Origin of the sequence: Maribacter sp. IgM3_T14_3 (genome assembly GCF_049603095.1) — a bacterium.
In the GTDB taxonomy this organism is placed as follows: domain Bacteria; phylum Bacteroidota; class Bacteroidia; order Flavobacteriales; family Flavobacteriaceae; genus Maribacter.
On the sequence record NZ_CP187138.1, the window covers coordinates 3,234,391 to 3,254,525 of the forward strand.

Consider the following 20,135-nt stretch of genomic DNA (forward strand, 5'->3'; position numbering starts at 1 on the left):
GTCGCTATTACTTCATATGCGTCAATCTTGCTAAATAGTCGTAATGTTCGCCTTCCATTACAAGCTCACATGTTAAATTACTATAATTTGCCGCTCTTTGTAACGTGTTATAGTCTACATATAACCAGGGGAAAGATGCACTTTTCTCCTTTTTATATTCCATTTCAAAGCTTACTTCACCGTAGTAATTAACGTTATCCGGTATCCAATACCCGCCATCTTCGTCATCTTCGAACATGTAAATAATGTCGCTTGAGTCTAATAGAATTTGTCCTCCTTCTTTTAAAAGCGATATTAATTTAGAGAAGAACGGTTCTAATCCGGCTAGCGTTCCTGCCAAGCCGACACCGTTCATTAAAATTAGAATCGTATCGAATTGCTCACCTTCATATTTTAGTAGTTCGGAGTGTACAGTGTTTTTGAGTCCGCGTAATGTACTGACTTCAATAGCACCTTTAGAAGCATCAAGCCCAATAACCGAAAGGCCTTTTTCTTGTAAATACAGTCCATGGCTACCAGCACCACAGCCAACATCTAGCACGTTGCCGTTACATAATTGCAAAGCTTTTTGCTCTAGCTCGGGCATTTCTTTAAAACTCCTGAACATATAGGGTATAGGCAAAACATCATCTTCAAGTAGAGATGAATACGTGGTAATATCTTCAGTATAGTTTCCGTTCTGATAATCTAAAAGTGCCGTACCTAAAATGTCGTTGTTCAAAATTCTTGTATTTCTAGTTGCAAAAGTCTCGATTTTTGGTACTACTTCGCTAGTTTTGGGGAATTAATTTTGCACATGGAAGAGGTTTTACGGGAATTGCCACAAAAGGCAAATGAAAAACATAACGAGAATAAAAAGTTCTTTGTCAAGCTTCGAAAGAAGCCGCCGAAGAATTTGGACTATATCATGCAAGAGCTTCATAAGGAGGAATTTAAACGCACCGATTGTTTAACCTGCGCCAATTGTTGTAAAACAACAGGGCCTCTTTTTACCAATGCAGACGTAGAGCGTATTGCAAAGTCGTTTCGAATGAAACCCCAGAAATTCATCGAAACCTATTTACGGGTCGATGAAGAAAATGATTTTGTTCTGCAGCAAACGCCCTGTACTTTTTTAGGAACGGATAACTACTGTTCTATCTATGATGTACGCCCAAAAGCATGTCGGGAGTTCCCACATACAGATCGAAAGAAGTTTCAGCAAATAAGTAACTTAACCCTTAAAAATGTAGCTATTTGCCCAGCTGCTTATAATATAGTGGAGGAAATGAAGAAGTTGATTAAGTAATTAGAAAAATAAAGAGAATTTTATATTGGAAGTCCTAAATAATAATCCAAGAGTAAAATGTTACAAATGTATGCGGCCTTCGAGCACTTGTATTTGTAAACATATTAGTACTATCAAGACTAAAACGCGTTTCATTATTTTGATGCACCCTAAAGAGTACAAGAAAGAAAAAAATGGAACGGGGTATATGACGAATCTTCAACTTGAGAATTCAGAAATTATAGTTGGTGTAGATTTTAGCGATAATGAACGTGTAAATGAAATATTGAATAATGAAGAAATTGGTTCATTCTTACTCTATCCTGGTAGAGAAAGTTTTAATTTATCTCAGAGAAATGGTTCTGAAATGCATAGTTTTTTAGGTACAGGCGCAAACATCTTCATTCTCGATGGTACATGGCCCTGCGCACGTAAAATGCTCAAGCTAAGTACGAACTTGCAAAAATTAAATAGAGTTAGTTTTGATAATAGTATAGAATCTAAATTCATTATCAAGCAACAACCCGAAGCACTTTGCCTTAGCACGATTGAGTCTGTCTATACAGTTTTAAATTTATTGAAGAAAGGCGGGGTAGAACAATGCGATACCACGGACTTCCTAATCCCTTTTGAAAAAATGATAGCCCATCAACTTGACTATATTTTAAACCCAAACAATAAAAACTATAGTTCAACCACAAAGAGAGATATTGGACCGAAGACGATGTATTGGGATAAAAGAGAAAGAAATGTTGTTTTTGAGTTAGAATAGAACGAAATGAAATCAAAATTTATACTATCAATATTCCTTTCAATTTTAATAGGACTCTATATCGCATTCCATCTGACTTTGTTTTCAGGCATGAATCCATTTTTAGATACAATTTGTTTGGTATTTGCGATATCAATTTTGATATGGAATCTAGTATTAATTTTTAAAAATTCCAGTAAACGAATTAGTTTTGTTAAACTATCGGTGTTGATTCTAGTATTATTATTAGCTTTTTATAAAGCAAAAACAGAGTTAAATTCACTTGTGGAGGAAGTTCCAAGAATTTACAATAATAGAAATTCAGAAGAAGAGTAATATCTAAGAGTTAATCAAATTATAAACGGACTTTTGGCTAAGATATCATGTGCTACTGTATTTTTATAAAAATCAAAATGAATTTATTATTCCTAAAGTATTATGAAACATCTGTCTATTTTTCTGATTTTAATAATCCTTAGCTGCAAGAACGACGCTAAGAAAGAAATAGTAAGAGAAAATGGTATTGACGCATCTGTCTATGAAATGTGGAATAACTATACCGAATCTAACCCTCAAGCTAACAAAGAAGAGTTGCCAGAATCTTGGTTTTTTCATGATAATAAAGAAGATGCCGAAAGATTGGCGGCGTTGACAGTAAACGGAAAAAAGACCGCTACTACTTCAGGATTGTATAAATGGTACGTTGAAGCAGAAGCTGATTTGCCGCTAATTGGTACAAATCATATTATAACGGATTTTGATGGTAAAGCACAAGCTATTATTGAAATTACAAAGGTTGACACGATACCTTTCAATCAACTTTCAGAAACTTTAGCGGCTTTAGATATGGGAACTGACAAAGAGCCTCTTCAAAAATGGAGAAAAGCGCACTGGGATTTTTTTCAAAGTGTAATGGTTGAAAACGGAGAAGAACCAACCGAAGATATGCTGATCGTTTTTGAAAGATTTAAAACAGTTTGGAGGAAATAATTATATTTTCGGAAGCCAAGAATTTGTAAAGAACATCAAAACAATCGAAATCGGACCAGTATCTTATTGGCTGAAAATCAGTGATCATCTGCCCATAATCTGTGAGTTTTAGTAAATATTCAAGGGTTAAATTTTTAAAAAGGGATTCTTGAAAAGTACATATATAAGGTATTAAATCAACAAAAGTTTATTATATTGGGTGATTAGCTGCGAATATATTAGAATTCACATTTATTTATTGAAGATACATTAGTTAGATTTTTAAAATATTTTTTGCGGCTCATAACTTTAACGACTCCCTCATTTAATGGAACAACTTATAACATATTTCGAATCAATCCCTGCAGCTCACAGATCACTGATTTTAGTTGGCGGAATCACATTTTTTTGGATACTAGAAGGTATCGTGCCGTTATTTAATGGGAGCTATAATAAATGGAAGCATTCTCTGCCTAACTTCTTTTTTACACTGACTACGATAGTTATCAATTTTCCGTTGGCATTTTTATTATTAAAAACTTCTGATTGGGCAGTTGCCAATGATTTTGGAATTATTAATTGGTTACCAGAAATGCCGTTATGGGCATATGTGTTTTTAGGTGTAGCGTTGCTAGATTTAATTGGGGCTTATACGGCTCATTTAGTAGAGCACAAAGTAAAACCATTGTGGATGGTGCATTTGGTACATCACACGGATCATAATGTAGATACGACCACTGCGAACAGACATCACCCTTTAGAAAGTATCATTCGCTATATATTTACTTTAGTAGGTGTTTTTGTAGTTGGTGCACCGGTAGGCATTATTATGTTGTACCAAAGTCTTTCGGTAGTATTGTCTCAGTTCAATCATGCGAATATTAAACTACCAAAGGGTGTGGATAAGGCTTTAAGTTATGTGCTGATTTCTCCTGATATGCATAAAGTGCATCACCATTATGTATTGCCTTATACAGATAGTAATTATGGGAATATCTTCTCTTGGTGGGATCGTATATTTGGTACGTATATGCATTTAGATAGAGAGAAAATTATCTACGGTGTAGACACTTTTCCTGATGAGGTTGCTAATGGTCAAATTAGCTCTTTGTTGAAATATCCATTTGTTGGGTATAGAAAACCAACGACTGATATTACGGGTGAACAGCCTTTAGTAAAGTAAATACTTCGCTCTAATTTTTTTGAACTTTTCAATGTCTTCTTGCCAAGTCGCTTTTATTTCGGCATTGGTGGCGCCGGCTATAATTTGTTTTTGAAGTCTGTTATTACCTGCATGTTTGGTAAAACCACTAGTGATAAAGAATTTACTTTTATCGACCGAATTGGTATAAGCATCTATAATGTAATCCATAGTAATCTGGTTCATGCGCTCAGTTTTTGAAAGGTCTTTTCCGTAGCACAATTTCCCTTCTTCCTTTGGGTATTTAGAACCGAAATTTGGCTCAGGAGTATAGGTGAAATCATATACTTTCGAATCTAAAAATGATGCTCCGTAGCGTTGAAACTGAAACTCCGTCCCACGACCTGCATTAATGTTGGTGCCTTCAAACATTCCTAAACTTGGGTATAGCGTAATAGAAGTGTCATTTGGTAAGTTTGGTGAAGGTCGAATTGGTAGACTATAAAACATATCATGCGTCCAGTTTTCTAAAGGGATCACGGTTAAATCTGCTTTTTTATCTCCTTCTAACCATAGTTCATCATTGATCATGTTGGCATATTCACCAATGGTCATTCCGTATACTAAAGGAATTTCAGTCATCCCAAGAAAAGAAGTATGTGCGGCTTCCATCGTTGGTCCGTCTACATAATGTCCGTTCGGGTTTGGTCTATCTAACACTAGAACAGGAATTCCTTTTTCGGCACAAGCTTCCATAACCAACTGCATAGTCGAGATATAGGTGTAAAAACGAACGCCCACATCTTGTATATCGAATAGCACCAAATCTAAACCTTCTAATTGCTCTTGACTTGGTTTTCTGTTTTTACCGTGTAATGATATTAAATCTAGTCCTGTTTTAATGTCTTTACTATTGTTTACGTGTTCACCTGCATCAAAATTCCCTCTAAATCCGTGTTCTGGTGCAAATACGTGCTTAATATCTACATCCAAAGAAAGTAGGCTATCTACCAAATGTGTATGCCCGTCAGACTTAAAAATAACACTGGTTTGGTTGGCGACAATAGCGATTCTTTTTCCTTTTAAAAATGGTACATATGCTTCCGTTCGGTTAGCGGCGACAACAATTTCTTTTGCTTCTTGCTCAATTTGTGGTTCATCTTTTTGTGATGTGGTAATGGCTTGTTCTTTAGTTTCGTTTCCGCAGGTAGCCAATACCAAAAACCATAATAAAACTGTACTTTTGAAATTGGATAAAAATAACATCATTTGAATCTAGAATATTTTATCGCCAAACGGCTTATAAAGGGTAAGGAGCATAAAATTAGTATATCTGCACCGATAATAAAAATAGCCATTGCAGCAATTGCAATAGGGGTGATTATGATGTTGGTAGCCATTGCTACGGGACTGGGATTAAAAGAGAAAATACGTGAGAAAATAACGGCTTTCAACGGTCATGTACAAATCTATAATTACGATAATAATAATTCTGAAGTTTCTGTGGTGCCCGTGAGTACGGAGCAAGAGTTTTATCCGGAATTCAACATGGTTGATGGCATTGTGCACATACAAGCTGTGGCGACCAAGGCAGGTATTATTAGAACCGAAGAAACTTTTGAGGGTATTATTGCCAAAGGTGTGGGCAAGGAATATAATTGGGATCCGTTCGATGAGTTTTTAATTGACGGTGTTTTGCCTGATTATTCGGGAGAGCTAAATTCTGATGTGCTTATTTCGAGAATAATGTCAAATCGTTTGAACTTAAAAGTGGGAGATTCTTTCTTTACCTTTTTTCTACGGGATGATGCAGCTGATAAAATACCTAACCAAAGAAAATTCACCATCACCGGAATCTACGATAGCGGTTTCGAGGAAATTGACGGACTATATATTTTTACAGACATACGCCACATTCAGCGTATGAATAAATGGAAAGATACCGAGATAGGTAATTTTGAGGTATTCTTAGAGAGTTTTGATGATATTGACGAGAAAAATATAGAGATAAGGTCAAAAACATTTTCCACACTAGATAATAGAACTATTAAAGATAAGTATTACAAAATCTTTGAGTGGATAGGCTTGTTCGATTTTAATATAGCCCTTATCATTGGCATCATGATCATTGTTGGTGGTATAAATATGATTACCGCATTACTCGTTTTAATATTAGAGCGTACGCCAATGATCGGTATTTTAAAAGCATTGGGTACAAACAACTGGAGTATAAGAAAAGTCTTTTTATATAACGCGGCTTACCTTATTGTTGTTGGTTTATTTTGGGGTAACCTTATAGGGCTTGGTATTATTTTTATTCAAGAGAAGTTTCGAGTTTTTAAATTCCCGAACCCAAAAGAATACTATATTGAGTACATACCTGTAAGTATAGACCTGTGGACTATTCTTCTTTTAAACGCGGGTGTGTTGCTGCTTTGTTTGTTGATGCTTTTGATCCCGTCATATATTATTACTAGAATAACACCCGTTAAAGCTATTCGATTCGAGTAGTTTGTTTTTGAATAGCTTATTCCAAATTTAATCTTAGGTTAAACCCCTTTTTGGTAAATTTGATGTAAAACAGACCACATGCATCAAAAACTACTACTTACCCTAATTGCTGTGCTTTTATTGACCGGCGTCAATGCACAGAAACTTTCAAAGAACGAGAAGAAGGTTGTAAAATCTATAGAGCAAAATAATGCCGAGGCTATTTCATTTCTAGAAAAAGTCGTGAATATTAATAGCGGCACCTTAAATCTTAAAGGTGTTGAAATGGTAGGTCAAGAATTTGCTTCTGCTTTCACCGATATAGGTTTTGAAAGTACTTGGATACCTATGCCCGAAGAAATGAATAGGGCGGGACATTTGTTTGCAGAAATTAAAGGGACCAAGGGCAAGAAGTTATTACTTATTGGTCATCTAGATACGGTGTTTGAAGAAGATAGTCCGTTTCAAACTTTTGAGATGGTGAACGATTCTATTGCACATGCACCAGGTGGTAATGATATGAAAGGTGGTGATGTTATTGTGCTGTATGCATTAAAAGCACTACAACAAAACGGATTGTTAGATGATGCTCAAATAATTGTTGCCTTTACGGGTGATGAAGAAAGCACGGGTAGTCCGCTAGAAAAAAGTAGACACGATTTAATTGAAACTGCCAAAAGAAGTGACATAGGTTTAGGCTTTGAGACCTCCACCGGATTCAATTATGCAACTGTTGCCAGAAGAGGTTCTTCAGGTTGGAAAGTTGAGGTAGAGGGTAAAAGAGCACACTCATCTGGTATATTTAGTGAAGATACAGGTGCAGGAGCTATTTTTGAAATGTCAAGAATATTAAATGGATTCTATACCGATGTAAGAGGAGAAGATTTATTGACATTCAATCCGGGGACATTGATTGGGGGTACTTTTGTAGAGTTTGATGAAATGACCAGTAAGGGAACCGTGTTTGGTAAGACCAATGTAGTGGCGCAGAAAGCAGAAGTCCGAGGTGGATTACGATTTATATCCGAAGAACAAAAAGAACGTGCACGGGAAAACATGAGAACCGTAGTGGCGAATAATTTACCACATACATCGGCAAAAGTAACTTTTAAAGATAGTTATCCAGCAATGCAACCTACAGATGGTAATAAGGCATTGTTGACGAAATTGAACGAAGTAAGTTTAGATTTAAAGCAAGGTGAAGTGCTAGCATATGATCCAGGTAAAAGAGGTGCGGCGGATACTTCTTTTGTAGCGCAATATGTAGATTGTTTGGACGGATTGGGGACTATGGGTAATGCCGCCCACACTCCCGAAGAAACCGTTAATTTGAATACTATAGAAGCACTAACGAAAAGGACAGCATTATTAATTTATAGATTGATAAATGAGTAATATAACAACATTAGAAGTAGGAGATCAACAGGTTGAAATTGAAGCTGGAGAGCTGGTAGGGTACCAAGTTTCTGGTCATGAGTTTATGCATCAAAAGGGAAACCCTGGGTGGCGCAGTGTAGATACTGAAATGTTTCCGTTGATCGGACCAACAAATGAGGCAGATTTTAAAGTGAAAACCCCTAAAGGTTTTGCAACTCAAGATCAGCACGGTCTATTACGTGAAATGAATTATAGGTTGATAGAAAACTCAACAAGCAAAGCCGTGTTTTCTAAAAAATATACAGAAAATACCGAGGTTTTAAATTCAAAATATCCTAATAAATCTACCGCAGAGAAACTGAGCTGGCCTTACGATTTTGAGTTTGTAAAGTCGTTTGAATTAATAGACAATTCATTGGTGGTTACCTTTTCAATTTCTGGAGAAGAGGGCATGCCTTTTATGTTGGGTTATCACCCTGCGTTTATGTTGCATAGCGATAATGCTATTATTTCTGCCGGAGAACAAAATATTACCATACCAGAGGTTATGGAAGTTGGTAGTAGAGCATTGCAAGTGCCAAATACCGATGTAATCACTTTAAAAGATGAGAAATCACTTCAAATAACATCTGAAGGATTTAGTCATTTTATGCTTTGGACGGAGGTGCCAAATATGGTCTGTATAGAGCCGATTACTTTTTATCCGTATGCGGTAGAACAAGATAATTTGGCAGAAGGCTTTATGGTATTAAAGAAGGAGCCTGCAATTTTTACAGTGGCGTTAAAACCGCTATAGTTTAAAATTCATCGCTAAAGAATAGTGTATGTGTTATGATGTTAAAACCAGTTTAGAGGCGCAGTTAAAAAGGGCAAAGAGAAGTCAAGATTTAAAGGCAATCGACGAGATTGTTGAAAAATTGGGACCATTGACCGATTTACCGCTTCACCATGCATCGGGCTTTTCACATCCTGAGGTATTAATATATACGAATGATGATCCGTTTTATCCTATTGTAGCTACTTGGGGGTTGATTCCCCATTGGGTAAATAGTGTTGAACAACAAAAGAAAATTTGGAACAGTACTTTGAACGCTAGGGTAGAAACCATTTTCGAGAAACCTGCTTTTAGAGATGCTGCCAATGAAAAACGTTGCATACTTTATGTTGATGGCTTTTACGAGCATCACCATTATAACGATAACACGTATCCGTTTTTTATCCACCGAAAAAATAATGAACCTTTAGCGTTAGCTGCATTATGGTCTGAATGGATACATCCTAAAAATGGCGGTACTATCAATTCATTTTCAATTGTAACTACAGTCGGTAATGACATGATGGCTAAAATTCATAACAACCCGAAACTGAAAGAACCACGAATGCCTTTAATGTTGGGTGATGATATGGAAGACGAGTGGCTAACTTCATCTGCAGATTTTGAGAAAGAATTAAAAGGTCTGCTGAGCTCAAATAATAATGTGGCATTGCAAGCACATACGGTGGGCAAACTGCGTGGTAAAAGTTATGCAGGAAATATAGAATCGATTACTGAAGAAGTCGTGTATAAAGAACTAGAACCAGAAGAACTTGATTTTTAAGCAATGGCTTATAGTGAGTATTTAGCAGATAGGGTTCGACCTCGTTTAAAAGGAAAGGGCGAATTGGAGGAGAAGAAAATGATGGGCGGACTCATATTTATGGTCATTACTAAAATGTGCATTGGTGTTATGTACGATAAGAAAAGCGAAGAAGATAAGTTAATGGTGCGTGTTGGTAAATTGAATTATGAAGAACTACTAAACAAACCGGGTAGCAGACCAATGGACTTTACTGGCAAACCGATTCGTGGTTTTTTATTTGTAGGTCCCGATGGATTCGACACTGAAGATGATCTTGATTTCTGGGTAGAAAAAGCGTTGGAATTCAACAGACTTTTGAATCCATAATGTAATGGTTGTAAAATCTGATTCTATGCCCTTTGAAATGATTAAATTTACGGTGTGAAAAACATTTTCCCTTTTTTGGAATGGGTTTCTACCTATAAAAAAGCTTACTTCATAAAAGATTTGTTGGCTGGTCTAACCGTTGGTATCGTTTTGGTGCCACAAGGTATGGCGTATGCAATGATTGCAGGATTGCCACCAGTTCATGGTTTGTATGCTTCTTTATTTCCTTTACTTACCTATGCACTTTTAGGAACCTCGCGAAAAATTGCCGTAGGGCCTGTTGCGATGGATTCGTTATTGGTTGCTGTAGGTTTGGGAACATTGGCAATTACTGGTGTAGAAAATTACATTATAATGGTCGTGTTGCTTACCCTAATGGTGGGTTGCATTCAGTTTTTGCTAGGTGTATTGCGAATGGGTTTTTTGGTCAATTTTCTTTCCAAGCCCGTTATTAGTGGTTTTACATCCGCGGCAGCGATTATTATTGTGTTAAGTCAGCTGAAACATTTATTAGGTGTTTCTGTGCCAGGCAGCAATAAAATCTATGAAACTATTTTTAATATCTTTTATAAACTGGGCGAAATCAATTGGGTAGATTTCAGCATAGGTCTGGTGGGTATAGTACTGTTACTTGGTTTTAAAAAATGGAATAGAAATATACCCGGTATTCTAATTATTGTGGTACTCGGTATTGTTGCGGTATACCTGTTTCAGTTAAACGTATTTGGTATTAAACTGGTGGGTAGCGTGCCATGCGGTCTGCCAATTTTTGTGTTACCAACAATCGATATAGAAAATATGAAACAATTAGCGCCTATAGCGATTGCTTTGGCATTGGTGGGGTATTTAGAGGCTATCTCTATTGGCAAGGCGATTGAAGATAGAACGGGTGAAGATACTATTCAGGCAAATCAAGAATTAATAGCGATTGGATCTTCAAATATTGTTGGGTCTTTCTTTCAAGGTTACCCGGTTACCGCAAGTTTTTCTAGATCGGCAATTAGTTATGATGCCGGTACCAAAACAAATCTATCGTCTATTTTCAGTGTCATCTTGGTGGTGCTGACCTTGCTGTTTTTAACCCCATTATTTCAATATTTACCCAATGCTATATTGGCGAGTATTATTATGGTGTCTGTCGTAAAACTTATAGATATAGCTTACTTTAAGCATTTATGGCTTAATAGAAAAGATGAGTTTTTCGTAATGTTGATTACCTTTATTATCACCTTGTTCATTGGTATTACCCAAGGTATTTTAATTGGTGTGCTGTGTTCTTTATTATTAATGGTGTATAGAACATCTAAACCACATTTTGTAGAGATAGGTAACATTGGTAATTCTGACTATTATAAAAATGTAATTCGTTTTGCAGATGAGGTTGTGGTGCGCAATGATTTATTAATAGTGCGCTTCGATTCGCAATTGTACTTTGGTAATTCAGCCTATTTTAAAAAGCAGTTATTAAAACATATTAGGGCTAAAGGACCGCAGTTAAAAGGTATAATTTTGAACGCAGAGGCTATAAATTATATAGATGCTACCGCGGCTGATATGCTTACGAAATTGATACATGATATTCGAGATAGGGGACTTCAGTTCTACATTGCAGGTGCTATCGGACCTACACGAGATATCATTTTTAATACCGGAATCATTAAAGAATTGCAACGGGAGTTTTTATTTGTGAAAACGAAAGAAGCGGTTAATTTCTTTGACGACCCAAATGAGATTTCATTATTGGCTGCAAAAGTAGCTTATGAAAATAGTAGAATGGCCAAATCTAAAAGAGGCCTAAATTAAATAAAACCTGTACCTTAAGGTGAAGAGGTTTTTGAACATTAAAATAGTATCGTATGAATATAGAACAGATATATACAGGTTGTTTGGCTCAGGGAGCATATTACATTGAGAGTGATGGTGAGGTAGCAATAATTGACCCATTGAGAGAGGTGAGTCCGTATATTAAAAGGGCTGAAAACGACAATGCAAAGATCAAGTATATATTTGAAACTCACTTTCATGCAGATTTTGTTAGTGGGCATGTAACGCTATCTAAAGAAACCGGTGCGCCTATTATTTACGGTCCTACGGCAAACCCTGTTTTCGATGCAATCATCGCCAAAGACGGACAAGAATTTAAATTAGGTAAGATTACATTTAAGGTGTTACATACACCAGGTCATACGATGGAAAGTACCACTTACTTATTACGCGATGAAAATGGTAAAGACCATGCAATTTTCTCAGGAGACACCTTGTTTTTAGGTGATGTAGGTAGACCAGATTTAGCTCAGAAATCTGCTGATATGACTCAAGAACAATTGGCAGGTACTTTGTTTGATAGTTTGCGTACTAAAATTATGCCGTTGGCAGATGATGTTATTGTATATCCGGCTCATGGTGCGGGATCTGCTTGTGGTAAGAATATGATGAAGGAAACGGTTGATACCTTGGGTAATCAGAAGAATATGAATTATGCTCTTAGGGCAGATATGACCAAAGAAGAGTTTGTAAAAGAAGTAACCGATGGTCTGTTGCCACCACCTAAATATTTTCCTTTGAACGTAAAGATGAATAAGGAAGGGTATGAAGATATTGGTGATGTACTTGATCGTGGTAATGTTGAATTGTCTCCCAACGAATTTGAAAAAGCAGCGAACGATACTGAAGCTTTGGTATTAGATGTAAGACATCAAGATGAATTTGTGAAAGGTCATGTGCCGAGATCAATATTTATCGGACTTAATGGTGATTTTGCTCCGTGGGTGGGCGATTTAATTGCCGATACCAAACAGCCTTTATTATTGGTGATACCAGAAGGAAAGGAAGAAGAGGCAATCACTAGATTATCACGTGTTGGTTTTGATTCTGCTATCGGATATTTAAAAGGAGGTATTGAAGCTTGGCAAGCCGCAGGTAAAGAGATTGATCAAATAACATCTATATCATCAACTGAAGCTAAAACCTTAATTGATAAAGGAAATGTTGGTATTTTCGATGTTCGTAAAGATGGCGAATACTTAAGCGAGCACTTGGTAGGTGCAGTACACACGCCGCTGAGTGAGTTGAATAAGCATTTATCAAAGTTTCCTGAGAAAGGAGAATTTTTAGTGCATTGTGCTGGCGGATACCGTTCTGTAATAGCTTCGTCTATTTTAAAGAGTCGTGGCATTCACAATCTTATTGATGTAAAAGGTGGATACGGAGCACTTAAAAATGAAGATTTAAAGAAGACAGATTATGTTTGTCCAACAACGTTGTAAAAATGACGGTTTCGTTTACAATTAGTTTAGTATATTTAATAGATTCTAATTAGAGCTATGTTAAAAAATTTTATAGAGCGAGTTGGCATAATGAATATTATGATGCTGTTAGTTGTAATTTCTATAATTGTCGTCTCGGAGGTTCTCTTTTTATCAGGTAAGAAACTCGATGCTATTTTTATAGCTTTTTGGGCACCGACCATTCTTGGTTTTATGAACTACTTAAAATATAAAAAATAGTGGAATTCGTCCTAATTTATTCAATTGTAGTATCCATCATATTTATGGTGTGGTTACTCTTTATAATTAGGATGTATAAGAAAATGAATGAATAAAACTGCCAATGTCTTTAAATAGAAATGGCTGATTCAGGATTTTTTCTCAAATAACTTTCAACAATACGCTGGGTTTCCAGCGTATTTTTTTGTGGTGTAATAAACATCTCAAGGTCCTCAATTTGCGCTATAGCAACATCGGTAGGGGCAAAGCCATAGCCAGCATAGTTATTTTCTCTGATAACCACAAATCCATTTTCATCCATAGTTCTGCCATTGGTTTTAATGACAAGGGTAGCTTCAACTTCTTTGATACTCTGTAAGGCATCAATAACCCGTTGGTTGTATGCTGCTACCATTTCTAAATCAGAGCAAATACCAATACATTGTTTGATTTTATAATGCGAGCATACAGTCACATTCTCTTGCAGATGGCAATACTTAGGGCAAAGCTCGAAAGTGCTGCATAGGGTTTCTAAATACTGTCTGGCCTCGGTCGGACTATAACAAATAGCAACCGGATTCGGAGTCATCTTTATTTTATTAAAAGCAAGATGTATAATGCCGTTTCGGTCTTCGTAGGTGAAAATACCATATTGTTGAATAGACCTTTTTTGTGCACTATTATATTTAGGGTAATGGTGTTTAATTTCGGCAGATTCTTTCAGTAAGGCAATAAGCTCATTACCGGTTTCTTCAAAATCTAACGAAGTAGTTTCTGCACAGAGGGTAATTTCCTTTGTTTTTTTATCGTAAAAATGACCTAGGACTCTTTTTTTAATATTCTTGGCTTTACCTACATAAATGATTTTACCTTTTTTGTCTTTAAAGTAATATACGCCAGCAGTGGTCGGTAGTTTTAGATATTCTTCTTTTGGCAATCCAGGTGGTAAAGTAGCTTCTTGAGAATTTGAATTCAAGAATTGTTTAAAAACGGAATCCGCATTTTCGGCTCTCAGTAATTTATGAAATAAAAGAACCGTAGCATGTGCGTCGCCTCTCGCTCGGTGACGATCTGTTAAAGGTATGCCCAAGGCAGCCGTTAATTTTCCTAAACTATAAGAGTTGTAGCCAGGCAATAACTTTCTTGATAAACGAACCGTACATAGTTTCTTTCTAGAGAAATCATGACCCAATAGTTTAAACTCATTTTTGATGACATTATAATCGAAATTGACACTATGGGCTACAAAAATGGTGTCTTTGGTAATTTCTATAATCTGCGGAATGAGTTCTTCTAATAACGGGGCATTACGAACCATATCATCGTCAATGCCAGTGAGTCCGGTAATGAATGCAGGAATCGGACATTCCGGATTCACCAAAGAAGTGAACTCATCTACAATCTCGTGACCATCATATTTAAAAATGGAAATTTCGGTAATTCTGTTACCCTTTATGCCGTTTCCGGTAGTTTCTATGTCAATTATTGTATACAAAAAGTGAAGAATGAATTTAGAACTGCAAAGTTAGCAGAAAATGCATTATCATTTTATTTACGGCGAAGTATATCGAGATAATATGGAGAACGTAATTGAGCTAGATAGAAGTACTGCCGATTGCATAAAAAATGCGTCGCCGAATATGTATTTCGAAAAGATTTTTAAAAAAATAAGTGCTCGAGATAAGAACTGATGGAAAGTTAAAAGATATTCGCTCATTTAAAATTTTAAAACTAGCACTATGAAAGAAATAGTGTCACTTTAAAATTCAAAGCGTATTGGTAGATATTAAATAGTATAGAAGCTAAAAGTACTAGTTACTTTCTTTTGCCTTTTCAAGGTTGATAGTAGCTACACCTAAATTAATAGTGTTCAATGAGCTAGTTGAAATTGATTTCTCAGTGTTATCACGTACAACATATTCTGATACAAGGTCGTAATCTTTACCGCAAGAAGATAAACTTAAAAGAAAAAGAACGGCTGCTACAGGGACGAAAAAGGCTTTGGTAGTATTAAATTTCATGTAATTGGTGGTAAAAATTATCTCGCTATTTTATTAGCGCATTTCGAAAATATTTAAACTTTATTCATTAACGATGAAAAGTTCGTTTTATTCGATGAAATGCACACGAATGTTATTAACACCCATTGTTGATAACATAAATCGATACAATTATTAGCATATCAACTTATATCGTATGTGACTTTAGCTAAATTTTTTTATTAAAAAAGCAAAATAAATAACCCATTCATTTTCATTACTGAAAATTTTCCCCTGATCTTGATCATTAATTGCCATGAATGACTTAGACTAAAAAAATTCATTGTTTTAAATAGGTTGTTAGTTTTAGAGAATGCTCTTTTATTGTATAGTTTAACCATTAAATAAAGTTCAGATTCGGTTTGTTCGTTCGTATTTTGTCCTAGCGATTTAATATGTCGTTCTGGGAATCTTACCAATAGTTTCAACTTATACTTTGTCTTTGAGTAATACATGGTATCTGAATCTGACCATTTGTGTGAAAGCCAGATTTGTAAAACAATTAATTCACTTTACTTACATCGTATATCTTGCCCAAAACTATGGGGAGATATACAGCAAGAACATACCTAGAAGTGGGTAAATTGAATTTATTATAAATGAGGAAGTAATTATAATTGGCAAAAGGTCCAGGGGAAATTGAATTTCGCTGAGGTATTTTTAGAAAACAAGGAATTTAAAGTTAGCTTGATGTTTAGGTAAACTTGAACTTAAGAAATGAATGCATCTTTGCATCGAGTTTAGAGTTCGTTTTGAGTTAGTAGAATTACCGATGCATCTTTATATGTGTATCGGTTTTTTTATACAAGAAATTAATCGTGTTGTATGGTGTTTAGGAATGTACGTGTTAGAACTGAACCTTTATCTCTTTAATTCTTAAAATCTGAACCCTTAATAAATTCTGGAAGATTTGAACAATACGCTCCTGGTTTTCTTCAGGAATGCGCCCACCTATAATCCAGTTTTTCTTAATGAACTTTACACTTTCTAAATTAAACTCTGACTTTAAAAGTAGTAGAGCTTCATCGCGAGTTTCGTCGTTCATTTTACTGAACATTTGTTTTATATTTTCGGTCATTATTGGTCTTGGTAGTTTCCAAAAATAATTAAAATAGTGTTTCCATCAGTTAAAAGATTTCAATAGATATGAGCAAGTTGATAACACTGTCGATTATTAGAATCTCATAGATATCTGTGGAGTGATTATTTTGGTGTCTTAACCGATAAAAAAAAAGGTATTTTATGCTAATTTTAATAGCTGTTGTAGTCTTCTGTATCTGAATACATTGTTCTATGAATTTTGACAATAATTGAAGAGTAGTACTATTACTTATAGTTCTTCGAGTTTAATATTAACGGTTAGTTAGTTTTATTGAAAAAGAATCACCCTTTTTCTAAATAGTTATTTCTAATCGTATTGATGTCCATTGCGTGATTTTTTTTGAACATCTTTCAAATAATCCTCATTTTTTCTAATTTATTGTTTAGAAATGATGGTGACTGTTGTTATCTAGGCGTTTTACTTCGTATTTAGATGATATAAAAATCAGCTTTTTCTGCTAAAAATTAGTTTTCTTTGAAAATATTTTGTAAGTTTTATCTTGTTAAATGAATTAACATTATTTTAAAGTATAATGTAGTATCAAAAAATGAATTGCTATGAAAGTTGACACAGTTTGTATTATAGACGACGACCCCATTTGTGTTTATGGCACTAAAATTCTTTTGAATCACAATAATTTTGTGAGTGCTAATATTCTAGTGTATGAAGATGGTTATGAAGCTTTAACGAATTTAACTTCTCTTTTGAAAAGTGGGCAGAGAATGCCCGATATTATTCTACTAGATTTAAATATGCCAGTTATGAACGGATGGCAGTTTTTAGATAAATTTCAAAAATTAATCTTTGGTAACAAGCCTCAGGTTTTTATTGTGAGTTCGCATTTTGATGCTTCTGAAATTGAAAAAGGTAGGAGTTATGAATTGGTTCGCGATTTTATTTCGAAACCTTTAGTTTCACAAAACCTTAAAGATATTATATCTATGAGTAAAATAGCAGTCTAAACAGAACGAATCATTTAAAAGTAAAAAACCACCCTAAAGGTTATTTTTATTAGTAGATCCGGAGGATTACCTTACGGTGTTCCCAACTAGCTCACGTTCTGTAAATGCAATTGGCTGTCCAAAAAAATGGCCAGACGCTTTAAAACAACAAAGTCCGATCAAGTAAACTTGTCGGACTTTATATGTTCTAAAGCGCAAACCAATTGCGCTTAATCGTGGAGCCGGAGACGACCTTGCGTTGATAAAAGGTCTAGTAGACCTTTTTAGCATGGTGCGAGCTGACGTGCTGGCTTTCGAATCCCGCAGGTGTAACGAAAAAAACCACCCTAAAGGTGGTTTTTATTTGTGGAGCCGGAGGGTCTAGAACCTTTATCTTTAAACGACTATATATAGGGGTTTTGAGAGCTTAAGGTATTTGTACTCACCGAATAGGTGACTTTTTAACAATCCAAACAGATTTTTCGCTGTAAATAATTAAAAATTGTGCCCAGATTTGCTTGTGTACAGTTAAACTAATGGTCCATTTTGGCACTAAAAATTATAAGAGTTGACAGTAATTGGTTATGATATCTACCATTCACCACCTTTTTGTTTTAAAGGAAAATGCAGTGATTAATCAAACTGCACTTAAATGGATTACTCATCTATGCCTAGTAGAACTTTAGAGTCCTACTATTTTCGATTTTTACAAACAGTTTGAGTCCCATAAAAGGTCAATTAACGATACTACTAAAAGAGACCACGGAGAGGACACCCTCAAAAAAGGTATTTTCTATTTTAGAAATGGTACTGTAAAACGGCCGTTTTATGACTCACAAATTTCTAGAATACCACCAAGATTTGATAGTGAATTTTAGAAAACATCCAAAAAATAACAGCCGACACCCAAGTTGTTGAATCTACCAACTTTAGATGCCGACTGTCTGAACTAACTCAATATTTATTCAAGAAATCACTAAATTATCATTATAAATCGTGTATAATTTTTGCCTAAAAACTAACAGCCGACACCCAAGTTGTTGAACCTACAACTTTAGATGCCGTCTGAACTAACTCAAAATTCATATAACTAATTAGAGCAAAAATTCAAACCATTACACGTTAAAATCTAATCCCATTGTTTTATTGGCGTGCTTAAACCTTGATATATACAAATTTCACCGCTTGCATTGAAATTACGACCAATGTCTTTAGCATCTCCAGAAATGAAAAAATGTATTCCGTTACCGCGAATACCGGTTACCAAACCTTTTTCAGTATACATTGAAAGATACCCGTTTTCAGAACTAATATCATTTCCTTTAAGTACAAAAAAATGCTCACCAGTATTATGTATCGGCAAGTTACTACCTATGTCTTCATGCCCTTCTGTTAGTTCTGCAGCTGAAACTTTCACCTTACTCTGGGCTACATTATTCCGCTCAGAGTAATATTTAAACGCAAACACAAAATTATTTTGGGGAATGCCATTACCCTCGTTAACAACGGTAGCATTGTCATATACGTAGCTGTCATTATTTTGGGCGTATTGAATAGATTCATCATATTGGTTGTCATTGCTTCCTACTAACGAAACTTCTGTAATAGTAGATCTTAAGGTTTTATATTCATCCTCCTGAATTTGTATCCATTCGCCCAGAGAAGCGGCTTCATACGCAGCTTTAGATTCAGGTGTTTTCAAAAAATACCCGATATCATCAATATCGTTAACATCTATTTGTAGAGATAAAACTTCTGATTCAGTTCCGTTAGAGGCTTCTATTTCTCCCGTAATCATTGTATTTGTTTCATAATCAAATGCAAAGGGGTTAGCTACTTCAAGTTTTCCTGAAGTCTCTCTTAATATTAGGGCATCATTCACCGATACTGATATAAACTTAAATGTTATATCACCATCTAATTGAGATTCAGCAGTAGTCAGTAAAGTTCCTGACCTAACATATTCATCTGCACTTGCAGCTACATCGGCAGAGTTAACTTCATCATCATCATTTTCGTCTTTACTACAAGAGACACAAAAAGTCATGGTTGCTATTAATAATAATACGAATTTAGTCCTTGCTTTTATTGGCATATTTCAATATTTAATTTGTTTAATAAATTTAGTTTCTATCTTATGACTCTTTATGCTTGTGTTAAACCAAAAACAATTGGCTTAAATCTAATTCATGGAGCTAATGTCATACACTATTCTTTTGTGCACAAAGCCCTATGATTAGAAAGCATATCTTCTATTTTGGTCACGACCGTTATCTACCTAAGTACCACTAGCTTGTTCATTATCAATTAATTGTCCAACAAAAGTCCGAGCTTCAGAGCTACCTATTGTGGCAGAAAGTGCACCATTTTCCGTAATATGTCCGTTGATATCCGCAGAATCTGAAGTGAATGAGGAGGTTGCCGTACCTGTGACTTTTCCTGTAGCACTTACATTAACTGTCCAAATACCCCGGTCGTCACCAGAATAGGTGCCACTCCAGTTGCCAACAAAGCTGGCATCAATTTCTTCTCCGTCTTCATCTTTAGTACAAGAGGTATTGAAAAAAAATAACATTAATACTGGTAAAAAGATTAGTTTTTTCATTGTTTTAGTTTTTAAAATTAGT

20 protein-coding genes are annotated in these 20,135 nt (G+C 35.3%); 13 read left to right on the plus strand and 7 right to left on the minus strand.

Features of this window, described 5'->3' with window-relative positions; genetic code table 11:
- Positions 1–7: 7 nt before the first annotated feature.
- On the minus strand, positions 8–721 hold the full coding sequence (locus ACPF9A_RS14440; RefSeq protein WP_423998045.1) for a class I SAM-dependent methyltransferase: 714 nt from the start codon (positions 719–721) through the stop codon (positions 8–10).
- Between the two features lie 75 nt (positions 722–796).
- Here ACPF9A_RS14440 and ACPF9A_RS14445 point away from each other — a divergent pair, with 75 nt between their 5' ends.
- From ACPF9A_RS14445 to ACPF9A_RS14460, 4 genes are all read left to right on the plus strand, one after another.
- Positions 797–1,288: a YkgJ family cysteine cluster protein gene (locus ACPF9A_RS14445; RefSeq protein ID WP_423998047.1), complete on the plus strand. Its 492-nt coding sequence runs from the start codon at positions 797–799 to the stop codon at positions 1,286–1,288.
- 25 nt (positions 1,289–1,313) lie between these two features.
- A complete protein-coding gene (locus tag ACPF9A_RS14450; RefSeq protein WP_423998049.1) occupies positions 1,314–2,039 on the plus strand; it encodes a tRNA-uridine aminocarboxypropyltransferase in 726 nt (241 codons plus the stop codon).
- Positions 2,040–2,456: 417 nt separating this feature from the next.
- Entirely contained in the window at positions 2,457–3,008 is a 552-nt protein-coding gene (locus tag ACPF9A_RS14455; RefSeq protein ID WP_423998051.1) for an ASCH domain-containing protein, read from the plus strand.
- Positions 3,009–3,315: 307 nt separating this feature from the next.
- Positions 3,316–4,170 (plus strand): sterol desaturase family protein, encoded by an 855-nt coding sequence (locus tag ACPF9A_RS14460; protein ID WP_423998053.1) that lies wholly within the window; start codon positions 3,316–3,318, stop codon positions 4,168–4,170.
- Here ACPF9A_RS14460 and ACPF9A_RS14465 read toward each other — a convergent pair.
- Positions 4,159–5,394, minus strand: coding sequence for an exo-beta-N-acetylmuramidase NamZ family protein (locus tag ACPF9A_RS14465; protein WP_424004487.1), 1,236 nt, complete (start codon positions 5,392–5,394; stop codon positions 4,159–4,161). The two genes, ACPF9A_RS14460 and ACPF9A_RS14465, sit on opposite strands and share 12 nt — an antisense overlap.
- Positions 5,395–5,397: 3 nt before the next feature.
- Here ACPF9A_RS14465 and ACPF9A_RS14470 point away from each other — a divergent pair, with 3 nt between their 5' ends.
- The 7 genes from ACPF9A_RS14470 to ACPF9A_RS14500 all read left to right on the plus strand — a co-directional run bounded on the left by ACPF9A_RS14470 (position 5,398) and on the right by ACPF9A_RS14500 (position 13,207).
- Complete coding sequence (locus ACPF9A_RS14470; protein ID WP_423998054.1) at positions 5,398–6,639, plus strand: ABC transporter permease; 1,242 nt, start codon at positions 5,398–5,400, stop codon at positions 6,637–6,639.
- A gap of 78 nt (positions 6,640–6,717) precedes the next feature.
- Positions 6,718–8,013: a M20/M25/M40 family metallo-hydrolase gene (locus ACPF9A_RS14475; RefSeq protein ID WP_423998056.1), complete on the plus strand. Its 1,296-nt coding sequence runs from the start codon at positions 6,718–6,720 to the stop codon at positions 8,011–8,013.
- Positions 8,006–8,791 (plus strand): aldose 1-epimerase, encoded by a 786-nt coding sequence (locus ACPF9A_RS14480; RefSeq protein ID WP_423998058.1) that lies wholly within the window; start codon positions 8,006–8,008, stop codon positions 8,789–8,791. The genes ACPF9A_RS14475 and ACPF9A_RS14480 overlap by 8 nt, the downstream gene beginning before the upstream one ends.
- Before the next feature lie 28 nt (positions 8,792–8,819).
- Positions 8,820–9,593 (plus strand): SOS response-associated peptidase, encoded by a 774-nt coding sequence (locus ACPF9A_RS14485; protein WP_423998060.1) that lies wholly within the window; start codon positions 8,820–8,822, stop codon positions 9,591–9,593.
- Between the two features lie 3 nt (positions 9,594–9,596).
- A complete protein-coding gene (locus ACPF9A_RS14490) occupies positions 9,597–9,941 on the plus strand; it encodes a TfoX/Sxy family protein (RefSeq protein WP_423998062.1) in 345 nt (114 codons plus the stop codon).
- Between the two features lie 54 nt (positions 9,942–9,995).
- Positions 9,996–11,744: a SulP family inorganic anion transporter gene (locus ACPF9A_RS14495; protein WP_423998064.1), complete on the plus strand. Its 1,749-nt coding sequence runs from the start codon at positions 9,996–9,998 to the stop codon at positions 11,742–11,744.
- A 53-nt stretch (positions 11,745–11,797) separates the two neighbouring features.
- Entirely contained in the window at positions 11,798–13,207 is a 1,410-nt protein-coding gene (locus tag ACPF9A_RS14500) for an MBL fold metallo-hydrolase (RefSeq protein ID WP_423998066.1), read from the plus strand.
- Between the two features lie 349 nt (positions 13,208–13,556).
- Here ACPF9A_RS14500 and ACPF9A_RS14505 read toward each other — a convergent pair whose 3' ends face one another.
- Positions 13,557–14,921, minus strand: a complete 1,365-nt coding sequence (locus ACPF9A_RS14505) for an exonuclease domain-containing protein (RefSeq protein ID WP_423998068.1) — start codon at positions 14,919–14,921, stop codon at positions 13,557–13,559.
- 40 nt (positions 14,922–14,961) lie between these two features.
- On the opposite strand from ACPF9A_RS14505, the gene ACPF9A_RS14510 reads away from it, so the two are divergent.
- On the plus strand, positions 14,962–15,117 hold the full coding sequence (locus tag ACPF9A_RS14510) for a hypothetical protein (RefSeq protein WP_423998070.1): 156 nt from the start codon (positions 14,962–14,964) through the stop codon (positions 15,115–15,117).
- 120 nt (positions 15,118–15,237) lie between these two features.
- Here the strand turns inward: ACPF9A_RS14510 and ACPF9A_RS14515 are convergent, their stop codons facing one another.
- Both ACPF9A_RS14515 and ACPF9A_RS14520 read right to left on the minus strand, forming a co-directional pair.
- A complete protein-coding gene (locus ACPF9A_RS14515) occupies positions 15,238–15,447 on the minus strand; it encodes a hypothetical protein (protein WP_423998072.1) in 210 nt (69 codons plus the stop codon).
- Positions 15,448–16,312: 865 nt separating this feature from the next.
- Positions 16,313–16,543 (minus strand): hypothetical protein, encoded by a 231-nt coding sequence (locus ACPF9A_RS14520; protein WP_423998074.1) that lies wholly within the window; start codon positions 16,541–16,543, stop codon positions 16,313–16,315.
- Positions 16,544–17,124: 581 nt separating this feature from the next.
- On the opposite strand from ACPF9A_RS14520, the gene ACPF9A_RS14525 reads away from it, so the two are divergent.
- On the plus strand, positions 17,125–17,529 hold the full coding sequence (locus ACPF9A_RS14525; protein ID WP_423998076.1) for a response regulator: 405 nt from the start codon (positions 17,125–17,127) through the stop codon (positions 17,527–17,529).
- Between the two features lie 1,108 nt (positions 17,530–18,637).
- On the opposite strand, the gene ACPF9A_RS14530 is transcribed toward ACPF9A_RS14525, so the two are convergent.
- Positions 18,638–19,603, minus strand: a complete 966-nt coding sequence (locus ACPF9A_RS14530) for a hypothetical protein (protein ID WP_423998078.1) — start codon at positions 19,601–19,603, stop codon at positions 18,638–18,640.
- Positions 19,604–19,786: 183 nt separating this feature from the next.
- Entirely contained in the window at positions 19,787–20,113 is a 327-nt protein-coding gene (locus ACPF9A_RS14535; RefSeq protein WP_423998080.1) for a hypothetical protein, read from the minus strand.
- Positions 20,114–20,135: the final 22 nt, after the last annotated feature.

Excerpts from the sequence above, each read along its gene's own strand:
- ACPF9A_RS14445 (WP_423998047.1), top strand. The coding sequence starts at position 797 with ATGGAAGAGGTTTTACGGGAATTGCCACAAAAGGCAAATGAAAAACAT.
- ACPF9A_RS14455 (WP_423998051.1), top strand. The coding sequence starts at position 2,457 with ATGAAACATCTGTCTATTTTTCTGATTTTAATAATCCTTAGCTGCAAG.
- ACPF9A_RS14460 (WP_423998053.1), top strand. The coding sequence starts at position 3,316 with ATGGAACAACTTATAACATATTTCGAATCAATCCCTGCAGCTCACAGA.
- ACPF9A_RS14465 (WP_424004487.1), bottom strand. The coding sequence starts at position 5,394 with ATGTTATTTTTATCCAATTTCAAAAGTACAGTTTTATTATGGTTTTTG.
- ACPF9A_RS14475 (WP_423998056.1), top strand. The coding sequence starts at position 6,718 with ATGCATCAAAAACTACTACTTACCCTAATTGCTGTGCTTTTATTGACC.
- ACPF9A_RS14480 (WP_423998058.1), top strand. The coding sequence starts at position 8,006 with ATGAGTAATATAACAACATTAGAAGTAGGAGATCAACAGGTTGAAATT.
- ACPF9A_RS14485 (WP_423998060.1), top strand. The coding sequence starts at position 8,820 with ATGTGTTATGATGTTAAAACCAGTTTAGAGGCGCAGTTAAAAAGGGCA.
- ACPF9A_RS14490 (WP_423998062.1), top strand. The coding sequence starts at position 9,597 with ATGGCTTATAGTGAGTATTTAGCAGATAGGGTTCGACCTCGTTTAAAA.
- ACPF9A_RS14500 (WP_423998066.1), top strand. The coding sequence starts at position 11,798 with ATGAATATAGAACAGATATATACAGGTTGTTTGGCTCAGGGAGCATAT.
- ACPF9A_RS14510 (WP_423998070.1), top strand. The coding sequence starts at position 14,962 with ATGCATTATCATTTTATTTACGGCGAAGTATATCGAGATAATATGGAG.
- ACPF9A_RS14515 (WP_423998072.1), bottom strand. The coding sequence starts at position 15,447 with ATGAAATTTAATACTACCAAAGCCTTTTTCGTCCCTGTAGCAGCCGTT.
- ACPF9A_RS14520 (WP_423998074.1), bottom strand. The coding sequence starts at position 16,543 with ATGACCGAAAATATAAAACAAATGTTCAGTAAAATGAACGACGAAACT.
- ACPF9A_RS14525 (WP_423998076.1), top strand. The coding sequence starts at position 17,125 with ATGAAAGTTGACACAGTTTGTATTATAGACGACGACCCCATTTGTGTT.
- ACPF9A_RS14530 (WP_423998078.1), bottom strand. The coding sequence starts at position 19,603 with ATGCCAATAAAAGCAAGGACTAAATTCGTATTATTATTAATAGCAACC.
- ACPF9A_RS14535 (WP_423998080.1), bottom strand. The coding sequence starts at position 20,113 with ATGAAAAAACTAATCTTTTTACCAGTATTAATGTTATTTTTTTTCAAT.